Origin of the sequence: Nocardia sp. NPDC058518 (genome assembly GCF_042719655.1) — a bacterium.
Lineage (GTDB): Bacteria > Actinomycetota > Actinomycetes > Mycobacteriales > Mycobacteriaceae > Nocardia.
Window position 1 is genome coordinate 46,701 of sequence record NZ_JBHXNJ010000021.1, and the last position, 12,843, is coordinate 59,543.

The following is a 12,843-nucleotide window of genomic DNA, read 5'->3' on the forward strand; positions in this document are numbered from 1 at the left end:
CCACCCGGGCCCGCCCCGGTCCTAGCGGCGCTAGGGCGCCTGTAGGGCCCGGGAAGACCGGGCCGCGTGGAATTCCGAGCCCGGTCAGCCGAGTACTGACTACGCGGGCAGTCGAGCCTCGATCGCGCCGATGATCCGCGGACGCAGATCCGCGACGCTGACGATGGCGTCGACCGAGCCGACCTCGACCGCGCGCTGAATGTTGTGCACGCGGTCGAACTCCGCGGCCACATCGCCCAGCTTCTCCGCACGAACCGAGGACCGCGTCTCGTCGAGTTCGGCGCTCAACGTCGCGCGGTCGGTGCCGACGGCAGTCGCGACCCGGGATTCCAGCTCCCGCACGCGCGGATCGGCCGCGGTCCTGGACTTCACCTCACCGGCGAACACCACCGCGGCGGCAGGCGCACCGCCGAGGACCGAGGCGAACGACCCCTCCAGTGCCAGCACCGTCATGTTCGGGTTCAGCGCCTTCGAGAACACCACGAACGCACCGCCGTGGTAGCGCGAGATCACGCAGAACACGATGGGGCCGTCGAAATTGACGATGGCGCGGCCGATTTCGGCGCCGTACTCGAGTTGCAGCTTGCGCATCGATTCGGGCGAGCCGTCGAAGCCGGACAGGTTGGCCAGCACCACCAGCGGGCGGTTACCGCTGGCGGCGTTGATGGCCCGTGCGGCCTTCTTCGACGAACGCGGGAACAGGGTGCCCGCGGTGTAGGTGTCGGGCCCGTCGGTGGACGGGAAGCCGCGCCGTGCCACATTGCGTGACTCGATACCCAACAGGCACACCGGGATTCCGCCGAGGTGCGCGTCGTGCACCACCGCGGTCTCGGCGTCGGCCATCCCGGCCCAGCGTTCCAGGACCGGGTGGTCCTGATCGGCCAGCGCCCGCATCACCGTGCGAATGTCGAAGGGCTTCTTGCGATCCGGGTTGGCGGCGGCGGAGAAGATCTCGCCGACAGTGGCGAAAGTGCTGTCCGCCAGCACATGCGGGAAGGCCGAGATATCGCGATCGACGGGATCACCGGTCTCGGCACGGCGCGGTGCCTGCTCGCCGGGGGCGACGTAGGTGTGGTCGTAGTGCGCCATCAGTACACCGCGGGCGGCGGACAGGTTCGGTGCCCAGTACTGGGCCTGCCCGTTCGGGCCCATCACGCGGTCGTAGCCGCCGATGCCGAAGTTGTCCTCGGCCGAGACGCCGCCGGAGAAGTCGAGCGACTGCTTGCCGGTCAGGACCATGGCCGAGTCGGGGGTCATGACCAGCACGCCCTTGGTGTGCATGAGCATGGTGGCCTCGGCATTCCAGTACGGCTGCGCGCCGACATTGATGCCCGCGACCACGATGTTGATCTCGCGACCGTCCTGGGTGAATTCGACGATCCGCTTGAGCGCGGCCGCGACCCAGTCCATGTTCTCGGTACCCGAGGCCATCGAGATCCGCGCGCCCGAGGACAGCGCGTACCACTCGAGCGGTACCTGCATGCTCTCGGCCAGATCCAGCGCCGCGATCACGCGACGGCATTCCGGTTCCGAGAGCGCGCCGAGGGACTTGGTGGGGTCACCGAGCAGCAGCACGCGGGTGACGCCCTGCGGATGCTGCGCGGTCGGCGTGGTCACCACACCGGCGACGATCGCCGCGGTGTTGTGGCCCTTCGGCCGATCGACCGGCACCAGCACATGGTCGGCATCGAGATCGTATTCGGCGAAATCGCCGAGCAGCGAGGTCAATTCGTACGGGTACACGGTGTTGCGCGCCGCGGCACGCAGCACCTTCTGCCGGTACTCGTCCAGCGGTTCGACGGGTTCGTCGGTCCGCTCGCCGACCGTCACCTCGGATTCGCCGTTGGGACGGAACGAGATTCGCACACCGACCTTGGTCAGCTCGCCGGTCTCGGGATCGCGCTGGCGGGCGATGAGCAGGATCTCCTCGAGCCCGGCGCCCGCGGCCGTCGGCAGCACGTGGCCGCCGATGGTCTCGAGCTCCGCGCGGGTGACATCCATGTGCGGCCAGATGTACATCACGATGCGGTTGGTGTTGAGCCGCTTGGCCGAGGGGAACCGCGACTGCGCCCGACGGATCGAGTCGACGCAGGTGGCGATGGCGCTCTCGGCGGTGGGCAGAGCCACCAGTCGGCCGTCGTGATCACGCAACGCCGCGAGGTCACGGACCTGGGCGAAGGCGATGAGGCGCTCGTCGGAGGGGTTCTCCTTGGCGACGCCGCGGAACAGGTAGACCTCCTCGTCCGAGGACGGCAACCGGGTGAGGTCGAACTTGCGCAACCGCTCCAGCTGCATCCGCTGCGCGATGTAGGGGTGCAGCCCGCGGATCAGCCGTTCCTCGGCCATGCCGGTCACCGACGGACGGAACGTGAAGTGGTGGTGCATGACCGAACCGCCGCTGCCCGCGACGGTGGCGGTGATCCGGTGCACCTGGTTGGGCACCGGGTGCGCGCCGAGCACCTCCTGCAGGGCCGCTGCCATCGCGTCGAAGTCCTCCGGCTGCGATTCCCAGCTGAGGTAGATGTCGGCGTCGATGGAGACAGCGCCGCTGGCCAATTCGGCGAGCCCGTCCAGTGCCCCGTCGAGCTTGTCGAAACTCACGGCGGTCGAGACCAGCATCGAACCGTAGCGTTCGGCGACGACGAACGTGGTGTCGCCGACCTGTTCGGTACGGACCCCGGTGAGACCCTTGTTGCCGTAGTAGCGCCGCGTCAGTACCTCGAGCATCGAGGTGTGGTCGGGCTTGTCGCGCTCGAGCCGCTGGCCGAGCAATCGCACCAGCGGTTCGGTGCTGCGCACCATCTCGGCGATCCGGGCGCCACGATCGTCGGCGGCCGGATTCGCGTCCAGGTAGCTCAGGTGCTTGCGGACGTTGGTGTACACGCGAGCGCGGTTGCGGCGCAGCAGCGGCTGGCCGTACCAGCTGTAGACCAGTCCGCGGGCGAGGTCGGCGATCGCCGGGAAACGCACCTGCGTTGCCGCCACCAGGCGCTCGAGCGCCAAACCGACGGGTTCGCGCAGCACCTGGTCGGGCATCGGCTCGGTCAGCCATTCACGCAGCAGCGTCGTGATGACGGCGACGGTGTCGGCGGGACGCTGCTGGGCGAGGAAGATCCGGAAGACCGCCGCTTCCAGCTCGGGCGAACGATCCAGCTCGGTGACGCCGTAGTGCCCAAGCGCCGCGCCGAGCTCGGCCTGGTAGGCCTGCGGCAACCCGGCCCGCTCGACGTCGAGGCTCTGCAGATAGGTGTGGAAGTACTCGCGGGCACTGTGTACGTGACCGTTGCCGTGGTCGTCGTCGGCCGAACGGTTGTGGCTCAGTTCGGCGAGGTCGGCGAAGACCTGCACCAGCTCGAGCTCTTCACCCAGCGGGCGCCGGTTGTCGCTGACGGCTTCGCGGCGGGCCGTGAGGTAGTCGTCGAGGACGCGGCGGTCGTCGTGCGGGTCCACGTCGAAGCCGAGCAGCAGACTGCGCAGATCCTGCAGGCCACGCGCCACCCGCTCGTGGGCACGCAACGGCGTTGCCTCGCTGGGCAGGTCGAGTTCGACGGTGCCGGTGGTGGTCACGGTCTCGGCGGCTTCGTCGTCGTCGGCGAGCGGTTCGAGCCGCAGCAGCGGCGCGCCCGCCTCGACCTGGGTGCCGACCGAGACCGTGCACTCCTTCAACTTGGCCCGGAACGGTGCGCGGAGCACCGTTTCCATCTTCATGCTCTCCAGCACGAGCAGGGGCGCACCGGCCTCGACCTCGGCGCCGACCTCGAGCGGTGTGCCGACGACCAGCGCGGGAGCGGGCGAGCGGACGACACCGCCTTCGTCGCGGCTGATCCGATGGGTCACGCCGTCGACGTCCACCACGTGCGTGGGCCCATGGGTGCCGGTGATCAGGCGGTAGCGGGTGCCATTGACGACGATCTGGCCGGTGTGGTGATCGAAACGTTCGAGATCGACGTCGGCGGTGCGCAGGTCACCACCGGCCTCGATGCCGACACGGAATCGGTTGGCACCGATCCGCGCGACGCGCACGCGATAACCCGCGCCACGCAGTTTCAGATCGAGCGGCCGTCCGCTCTCGTGCTGCACCTGCGGACGTCCGCCGGACGCGGTCGACAGCAGTCGATGCCGCTCGACCCGCTCGTCTTCCTCGTAGGCGTCGATCGCGGCCACCGCCAGCGCGACGGTGGAGTGACGGTGGGTCACCAGGCGGCCTTCGCCGCGCACCCGGTCGATCCAGCCGGTGTCGGCGCTGGCGTCGATGACCTCGGGCTGATCGAGCAGGTCGAGCACGAAACTCTTGTTCGTCGCGCCGCCTTCGATGACGACCCTGGTCTGGGCCATGGCCCGGCGCAGTCGACCGAGGGCTTCGTCGCGGTCGCGACCGTAGGCGATGATCTTGGCGATCATCGAGTCGAAGTCGGCGGGGATCGTGTCACCCTGGCTGACGCCGGTGTCGACGCGAATGCCGGGGCCCGCGGGCAGATCGAGTCGCACGATGCGACCGGGGGCAGGCGCGAAGTCGCGGTCGGGGTCTTCGGCATTGAGGCGAGCTTCGATGGCGTGGCCGCGCTCGGCCGGCGGCTCACCCTCGAGCCGGATACCCGATGCCACCCGCAACTGGGCGTGCACGAGATCGAAACCGGTGGTGAGCTCGGTGATCGGGTGCTCGACCTGCAGGCGGGTGTTGACCTCGAGGAACGCGAACAGTTGGTCGCCGGGGTGGTACAGGAACTCGACGGTCGCCGCGCCGCAGTACTCGACCGCGATCGCGAGGCGCTCGGCCGAACCCTTGAGCTCGGCGGTCTGCTCGGCACTCAGCACGGGAGAGGAGGATTCCTCGATCACCTTCTGGTTGCGTCGCTGCACCGAGCAGTCGCGCACGCCCAGCGCCCACGCGGTGCCCTGACCGTCGGCGATCACCTGGACCTCGACGTGCCGGGCGCCCGTGACCAGGCGCTCCAGGAAAACGACGCCGCTGCCGAAGGCGCGGGCGGCTTCCTGCTTGGTGCGCTCGTAGGCGTCGACGAGTTCGGCCTCGTTGGTGATCACGCGGATGCCGCGACCGCCGCCACCGGCGGTGGCCTTCAGCATCAGCGGGTACCCGATCTCGGTGGCCGCTTCGATGGCGTCTTCGACGGTGTCGACCGCGCCCCGGCTCCACGGCGCGACCGGCACACCGACTTCCTCGGCGATCAGCTTGGCGCCGATCTTGTCACCCAGCTTGCGCATCGCGTCGGCACTCGGGCCGACGAACGTGACACCGATGTGGTCGCACAGTTCCGCGAAGGCGGGATCCTCGGCGACGAAGCCCCAGCCCACCCACGCCGCGTCGGCCTTGGTGGCGACCAGTGCGTTCTCGAGGGCCTTGAGGTCCAGATACGGCCGTGCCGACGCCGGACCGAGGTCATAGGCGATATCGGCTTCCCGGACGAACGTGGCATTCCGGTCGACGTCGGTGTACAGGGCGACGGTTTCGATCGGTAGCCCGGTCGCCGCCGCCAGATCACGGACGGCGTGGATGAGGCGCATAGCGGCCTCGCCCCGATTCACGATGGCGATACGGCTGAACACTCGCCGACTCCTTCCATTTACCCAGGACATCGTCCTGCGGGTGAGGTTTGCAACTCCCGGTCCGTGCGCAGTCTGCACCTCCGTGTCCTATAAGGAAACACTGTGCGCGGGTTACCGGCACGTAGCCAGGACACAGGAGGCCGCCGAGCACCATACAACTCGACGAACGCGAGCAATCGAAGACGCCGAGATGACGGCTGGCGGGCGTGGCGATGCCCCCCAGTTGAACAATCACATCCCCCAAGCGAGTGGACGGCCAAGGTCTGCGGTCCCGGACCATCCACTCACTTCGAAATCCTATCAATCATGTTGACCTACAACATATTCGAGGTGACATCCCTCTCGTCCCACGGATCGCCGTCACCGGTGTCGTCGGCCCGGAAGGTCCGTCGGCACCGGCGCGGCGCGGACCGTCGGCGGCGGGACGTTCGCGTACCGCGAGATGTGAAACGCGGGTGAACCATCCACTGTCATCCGTTCCATAACTTCGCACCCGGAATCGTGAGTTCTGCCAGTGGGCGCGCCGGATCGGTCCCTTCGGCGCGCGGGCTTCTACCGTCGGGTCCGTGTCAGAAGACTCCCCAGGTAACGCCACCCCCTCCTACGACTACGACGTTTTGATCGTCGGGTCGGGGTTCGGCGGCAGTGTCACGGCCCTGCGCCTGGTGGAGAAGGGGTACACCGTCGGCGTTCTGGAGGCCGGTCGCCGGTTCGCGGACGCCGACTTCGCCGCGACCAACTGGGACCTGCGCCGATACCTGTGGGCCCCCCGATTCGGCTGCTACGGGATCCAGCGCATTCACCGCCTGCGCGACTGCTTCATCCTGGCAGGCGCCGGCGTCGGCGGCGGTTCACTCAACTACGCCAACACCCTCTACAAACCCGGAGCGGCGTTCTTCGGCGATCGACAGTGGGCCGGTATCACCGACTGGGACGCCGAGCTCAGCCCCCATTACGACCAGGCGCGCCGCATGCTCGGCGTCGTGCGCAATCCACACATGACACCGGCCGACACCATCATCGAGTCGGTGGCCGAACAGATGGGAGTCGGTGACACCTTCGTGCCGACCCCGGTCGGCGTGTATTTCGGCGAACCAGGCCGGACCGCCCCCGACCCGTACTTCGGCGGCGTCGGACCCGAGCGCACCGGCTGCATCGAATGCGGGGAGTGCATGACCGGCTGCCGTCACGGCGCCAAGAACACCCTCGTCAAGAACTACCTCGGGCTGGCGGAGCAGGCCGGGGCCGTGGTCTCGCCGATGACCACCGTGACCGCGATCCGGCCGCAGTCCGACGGCAGCTGGCTGGTCGACACCGCGCGCACCGGACGCTGGGTCCGCAAACACCGCGCCACGCTGTCGGCGCGACATGTCGTCCTGGCCGCGGGCACCTGGGGAACACAGCACCTGCTGTTCCGGATGCGTGACACCGCGATTCTTCCCGAGCTCTCGCCCCGGCTGGGTGTGCTGACGCGCACCAATTCCGAAGCGATCCTCGGCGCCGGGCGTACCGAGGTCGACCCGGCCGTCGACATCACCAAGGGCGTGGCGATCACGTCCTCGTTCCATCCCACGCCGAACACCCATGTCGAGCCGGTGCGCTACGGCAAGGGGTCCAATGCCATGGGGTTGCTCAACACCTACCTCGTCGACGGCGATCACCGGCTGCCGCGCTGGTCGCGAGTCCTGCTGATCGCCGGGCGCCACCCGGTACAGACCGTGCGGCTGTTGCGCACCAACCGGTGGAGCGAGCGCACGCTGGTGCTGCTGGTGATGCAGAGCCTCGACAATTCGATCACCACCTACACCCGGCGCGGGGTATTCGGCCGACGGTTCACCAGCAAGCAGGGTTTCGGCGAACCCAATCCGTCCTGGATTCCGCCCGGTCACGAGGCGACCCGCCACGTCGCCGCGAAACTCGGCGCCACACCGGGCAGTACCTGGCCGGATGTGTTCAACGTCCCGATGACCGCGCACTTCATCGGCGGCTGCGTGATCGGTACCGATGCGAGCGACGGCGTCATCGACCCCTATCACCGGGTCCACGGCTACCCCAGTCTGAGCGTCGTCGACGGTTCGGCGATCTCGGCCAACCTCGGTGTCAATCCGTCACTGACGATCGCCGCCCAGGCCGAACGCGCGGCCGCGCTGTGGCCCAACAAGGGCGAACCGGATCCGCGCCCGGCGATGGGCGTTGCGTACGAGCGGATCGCCGCGGTGGCACCGAACAACCCAGTCGTTCCCGTCACCGCGACCGCCGCCCTTCGCCTGCCGATCTGGCCGGTGACCGCGTCCACCCGCGAGGACCGCTGAGCGCGGTGTAGAGAATGCGATGAGATCGCCGACCGAGACTTTGTGACCTCTCCCGCCTCCCCCGCTTATCGCGCTGCCGCACCGTGATTCGACTACCGTCGCGCACAGCATTTGAGTTGGTTGGAAGGTGGCAGTAAGCGTGGTAAGTACCAAGGCGAAGCTCGACGGGCTGGCCGAGATTCTGGCGATCGCCGCGGAACCAGCAGGTGAGGCCGCCGTAGCCAAGCGAGCGAAGAAGGGCGTTCCCAGCGTTCGCGAGCGGATGAACATGCTGCTCGACCCTGGGACATTCATCGAAATCGGAGCGTTGGCACGACAGCCCGGACAGCCTGATGCCCTCTACGGTGACGGACTGGTGACCGGTCGTGGGCTGATCCATGGCCGGACAGTGATCGTGATCGCTCATGATCCGACCGTGTACGGCGGGTCGGTCGGCATCACGGCGGCGCGCAAGTTCATGCAGGCGCTGAAACTCGCGTTCGACAACGGTTGCCCGGTGGTGACGATCAACGAATCCCCCGGTGCACGGGTTCAGGACGCGGCCGGTTCGCTCGCCTCGTTCGGCGATATGACCCGGGTTCTGGAGAAGCTGTCGGGCTATGTGCCGCAGGTGTCGATCATGCTCGGCAAATGCGCCGCGGGCTCGGTCTACGGGCCGATCAATACCGACGTGCTCGTCGGCACGAAGGATACCTACATGTTCGTCACCGGGCCCGACGTGATCAAGGCCGTCAACGGTGAGGACATCAGCGCCGAGGCGCTCGGTGGCGCGGAGGTGCAGGCCAAACGCGGCACCCTGCATCACGTCGCGGACAACGAGCAGGAAGCCTTCGACTGGGCCCGCAACTACCTCAGCTACATGCCGGCGAGCTGCCTGGAACAGCCGCCGGTCGTCAATCCCGGCCTGGAACCCGACATCACCGCCTACGACCTGGAACTCGAGACGATCATCCCGGATTCCGATCGTGCGGGGTACGACATGCACGACGTCCTGTTGCGCCTGTTCGACGATGGTGAATTCCATGAGATCCGAGCGGCTTTCGCCCCGAACCTGATCACCGGGTTCGCCAGGGTCGACGGCTATCCGGTCGGCGTGATCGCCAATCAGCCACTGGTCCTCGGCGGGTCCGTCGACGCCGCCTGCTCCGACAAGGGCACCTACTTCATCCGGCTGTGCAACGCCTTCAACATCCCGCTGATCTTCGTCACCGACACTCCCGGTGTACTGCCCGGCCTCGATCAGGAAGACGCGGGCGTGATCATCCGGGGCGGCCGGATGCCGCGGGCGATCATCGAGGCGACAGTACCGATCATCAGCCTGGTGGTGCGCAAGTCCTATGGCGGCGCCTACGGAATGATGGGCTGCCGTCAGGTCGGTGCCGACGTGAGCTTCGCCTGGCCGACGGCCCGGATCGCCGTGATCGGCGCCGAAAGCGCGGTCGACCTCGCCGCCAAACGCCAATTGGCCGCTGTCCCCGAGGAACACCGCGCCGCAGCGCGCGATTTCATGATCAACCAGTACAACGAGACCATCGCCACCCCGTGGGTCGCCGCCGAGCGCGGCTACATCGACGCGGTCATCGAACCCTCACGCACCCGCCTCGAGATCCGGCACGCACTGCGCCTGCTGCGCGACAAGCCGCCGGTCAAGCCGGAGTTCAACCCGCGTAAGCACCCGCTCTATCCCATGTGATCAGCCTGCGCGCGAACTGGTTTCGCTAGGACCTCGATAGAGCTCTGTTGATCCGGATCCACGATGGGCCCGGATCAACAGAGCGGCACGTAGATGGCAGAGACCGGAAACATCGTTGAGATCGAACCCGGTCATCTGGCCGATCCGTTTCAATCGGTAATCGACGGTATTCGTGTGGATGAACATGGTGCGCGCGGTCCGCGAACGCTGCATATTCGTGGACATATATACCTCGAGCGTTCGCAACAGCTCCGGATGCGCTTCGAGCGAATCGACGATGGAACTCAGATAATCGCGCGCGGGGCCCGGCCGGGTCAGTTGATATTCGAATGCCAATTCGTGCGGGCGATATACCTTGCTCGGACCACCGAATCGATGCACGATTTCGACGAGTTCGTGGACCTGCTCGGCGGCGCGCGGAATTTCGGTCGGCGTCGCCAGCGTCGCCACCGCGCGCACCGGCACCTGTGCCGCGGCGGACAGGTGGACGATCAACTCGTCCAGCTCGGCTTCGGCGAATTCCGGGGCCGGTAGCAGCAACGTGCCGCCGTCCACGCTCAACAGCGAGAGCACCTTCCCGTCGCACCGGTCGGCCAGTTCGGCCTGAACACGGCGCAATTTGCGGCGAGCGACGACTTTCGCGTCGAGGGACGGGTCGAATTCCTCCGCGTGCGGCGGGAGCTCGAGGGCCATCACGTGATAGCGGTCGGCGACTTCGATGCCGCACTCCCGTGCCATCGTCGAGGTGTTCTGGCCGCCGAGCAATGCCGAGGTCAGGGTGTGCACCGCGGTGTGGTGCTCACTGTCCACCGACCGCAGTTCACGGACGTAGGCCACCGAGACCGCCGAGGTGATCATGTTCTGGGCGTCCATCAGCCGCCGGGACACCCCGACGACGGTGTCGTAGTCGTGGTTGGTGACATTGGTGATGACTAGGTCGAAGCCGAGTTTGAAGCCCTCGTGCACGGCGTCGTGGATGGTGTCGATCGGGATTCCCTCGCGCGCCCAGTCGGCGGCGGCGGCCTGTACCCGCTCCACACGCCCCGGGATATCGCGGCCGTCGAGCATGCTTCTGGTCAGTTCCAGACAGACGCGAGTCACCGTGGTGACGTCTCCGTCGAGCGCTTCACCGGGCAACGTGCCACACGGTACGACGTTCTCGATGAAATGCACCACCATCTGGCGGGATATCGTTCGCACATCCTTCAAGGGGTTCGAAACCGGCCGCCCCGAAACGGTCAGGAACGGTTCGATGGAAGTTGCGCCAGCCATGATGAATCCTTCCCACCCAGATCACTGGGCAAGCCCCCAAACTACCGTGAACAACAATCCCCCGTCCAACCTTCGCTTGTGACAAAGAGTAAGAGAAGGCTGAATCATTGATGCTTTCCGACAAAGACGCCCGCAGCCTGCGGGTCCACTACGGTGCGGCGGTGGCGGCTGTCGATCAGGAGCCGCGCACATCTTCACCCCGTGACCGGTGTCGCCACCGCCGCATGTATCCGTGTTAGCCGGTTACAGGCACAGGCTGACCTCGAGCACGGGGAGCGGAAGGGGGACACACACTTCCACCGAACCCGAGACGGGCGCCGGAGCCGCTGCCGTGGCGGTACCGGCGCCGATCGCACCGGCGGACAATACGATGGCGGCGACGGCGAGCGGACGGGAAATTCTGGAGTTCATACGGTCATCCTTATTTGCACTGTGTGAAACATCCCAGCTTCGGGACATCTCGATCAGATCACGAACACCACGCCGATCGCTATCACCGTGCACAGGTTTTGACGTTCCTATTCCCTATCCGCGGAATTGTCATGGATTCCCACAACAATTTCCACCGCGAACTACTCGCGTTTCGTAGCGCCTTCAGGTATCGCGTGACCTTCTACTGCGGGCATGGTCCGGGATCGATTGCGGCACTTGACGCATGAGCCATCTGCGCGGGCCGCCGCCGGGCAGGTCGATCACCGCGGTCGTGTCGAATCCGAGGCGTTCATAGAAGGAGACGTTGTTCGGGTTCGTTGTTTCCAGGTGCACGGGAACGCCGTCGGCGGCCGCCCGATACATTCCCGCCGCGATCAGGTCCCGTCCATGTCCGCGTCCGCGTGCCGCCGCGGAGACGCCGACCGCCATCAGGTGCCAATGCTGCTCCTGCACGCCTGCCGCGCCGGTTACGCGGGCGCCCCTCCGCGCACGTGCGGCGTGCGAACCATAGATGTGCCACTCTTTCAGCTCTCGACCCACCGTCGCTCGGGGCAGGATGTGAAAGGTGGCCAGCCACACCGCCACGCCGACGATCGAGCCGGTGCTGTCGAGGGCGAGGTCTACTCCATCGCTGCAATCGCGTGAATCATCGAGAGACGAGCGAAACGACCGGACGAGTCGGGTCCTGCGGCTGGATTCTTTGGGGTGCAGCCACAGGGTCGCCGGGTCCGCCGCCAAGGACGCTGCCAGCAGTTCGGCGGCGACGCCGAAGTCCTTCCTGTTGCCGGGGCGAATCCGCCGAGCATTTTCCTGTACCGCATCTCCCACGGTCGCCAATGTTAGTAGCGGAGTTGTCCGTCGGCTCCTCGAGCAGGGCAGTCAGACCGGAACCGCTCGGCCGCGCAAGTAAGCGACGACGTTCTCGGCGCCTGACTCGTCCGTATCCGCAGCCGATAATCGGAACCGGGTCACCGCATCATCGAGTCGTGGTCCCGGGCCGTGTTCGGCGAGCAGAACGACGATCGCCTCCAGGGCTGCGAGTTGCGGATTCGGGTCCGCCAATAGTTCGTTCAGGTAGGCGTCCGGTTCCAGCAGGCGCAGCGCCCGGCGCGCGTAGGCATGGACACGCACCGGCAAGTCGGCACGAATGGCATCGACGTCGGCCTGGAGTGCGGGGCGCTCCCGGTGGGCCGGATCGACCCGCAGCGACCACAACTCGGTCAACTCCTGGCTCATCCCGCGCTCGTCGATCAATGCGGGCCCGGTTGCCTGTTCGAGCGCGGTCGGTGGGAGTCCTCGCACGGTATCGCGCCAGGTACAGAATTCCCACCACGCCATCGGCGTCGCGCGCAGTTCCAGGCCGAATCCGATCGCCTGCTGACCGTCTGTCCAGGTCCGCTGGGTGCGGGTGCGGCGGATCGTTGCGACACCGCCGTCGGTGACCTGCGTCCATGCAGCTTCCGTTCCGTGAAAGCCATATGGCCGCAACAACTTTCCCGCCTCGCGTGTCAGGCGGCGTAGCGCAGAGTCCGGTCCGTCCATGTGAGCCAGACTAAAGGGGCGCACCGA

Annotated in this window: 7 protein-coding genes; 2 read left to right on the plus strand and 5 right to left on the minus strand. The window is 66.8% G+C overall.

Annotation, left to right across the window (positions count from 1 at the left end):
* Positions 1-99: 99 nt before the first annotated feature.
* Complete coding sequence (locus ACFWPX_RS29240; RefSeq protein ID WP_378930803.1) at positions 100-5,565, minus strand: carboxyl transferase domain-containing protein; 5,466 nt, start codon at positions 5,563-5,565, stop codon at positions 100-102.
* A gap of 566 nt (positions 5,566-6,131) precedes the next feature.
* Between ACFWPX_RS29240 and ACFWPX_RS29245 the strand changes: the two genes are divergently transcribed.
* Complete coding sequence (locus ACFWPX_RS29245; RefSeq protein ID WP_378930805.1) at positions 6,132-7,877, plus strand: FAD-dependent oxidoreductase; 1,746 nt, start codon at positions 6,132-6,134, stop codon at positions 7,875-7,877.
* Positions 7,878-8,016: 139 nt separating this feature from the next.
* Positions 8,017-9,570 carry an acyl-CoA carboxylase subunit beta gene (locus ACFWPX_RS29250; RefSeq protein ID WP_378917214.1) on the plus strand — a complete coding sequence of 518 codons (1,554 nt, stop codon included), beginning with the start codon at positions 8,017-8,019 and terminating at the stop codon, positions 9,568-9,570.
* Here ACFWPX_RS29250 and ACFWPX_RS29255 read toward each other — a convergent pair whose 3' ends face one another.
* The 4 genes from ACFWPX_RS29255 to ACFWPX_RS29270 all read right to left on the minus strand — a co-directional run bounded on the left by ACFWPX_RS29255 (position 9,571) and on the right by ACFWPX_RS29270 (position 12,816).
* Positions 9,571-10,842, minus strand: a complete 1,272-nt coding sequence (locus ACFWPX_RS29255; protein ID WP_378930807.1) for a PucR family transcriptional regulator — start codon at positions 10,840-10,842, stop codon at positions 9,571-9,573. It abuts the gene before it with no gap.
* A 243-nt stretch (positions 10,843-11,085) separates the two neighbouring features.
* Positions 11,086-11,253 carry a hypothetical protein gene (locus ACFWPX_RS29260; RefSeq protein WP_165610405.1) on the minus strand — a complete coding sequence of 56 codons (168 nt, stop codon included), beginning with the start codon at positions 11,251-11,253 and terminating at the stop codon, positions 11,086-11,088.
* A gap of 183 nt (positions 11,254-11,436) precedes the next feature.
* Positions 11,437-12,102: a GNAT family N-acetyltransferase gene (locus ACFWPX_RS29265; protein WP_378930810.1), complete on the minus strand. Its 666-nt coding sequence runs from the start codon at positions 12,100-12,102 to the stop codon at positions 11,437-11,439.
* A gap of 51 nt (positions 12,103-12,153) precedes the next feature.
* Positions 12,154-12,816, minus strand: a complete 663-nt coding sequence (locus ACFWPX_RS29270; protein ID WP_378930812.1) for a hypothetical protein — start codon at positions 12,814-12,816, stop codon at positions 12,154-12,156.
* Positions 12,817-12,843: the final 27 nt, after the last annotated feature.

What these genes read in the sequence shown, in the direction of transcription:
- ACFWPX_RS29260 (WP_165610405.1), bottom strand. Translation starts at nt 11,253, where the DNA reads ATGAACTCCAGAATTTCCCGTCCGCTCGCCGTCGCCGCCATCGTATTG.
- ACFWPX_RS29270 (WP_378930812.1), bottom strand. Translation starts at nt 12,816, where the DNA reads ATGGACGGACCGGACTCTGCGCTACGCCGCCTGACACGCGAGGCGGGA.
- ACFWPX_RS29255 (WP_378930807.1), bottom strand. Translation starts at nt 10,842, where the DNA reads ATGGCTGGCGCAACTTCCATCGAACCGTTCCTGACCGTTTCGGGGCGG.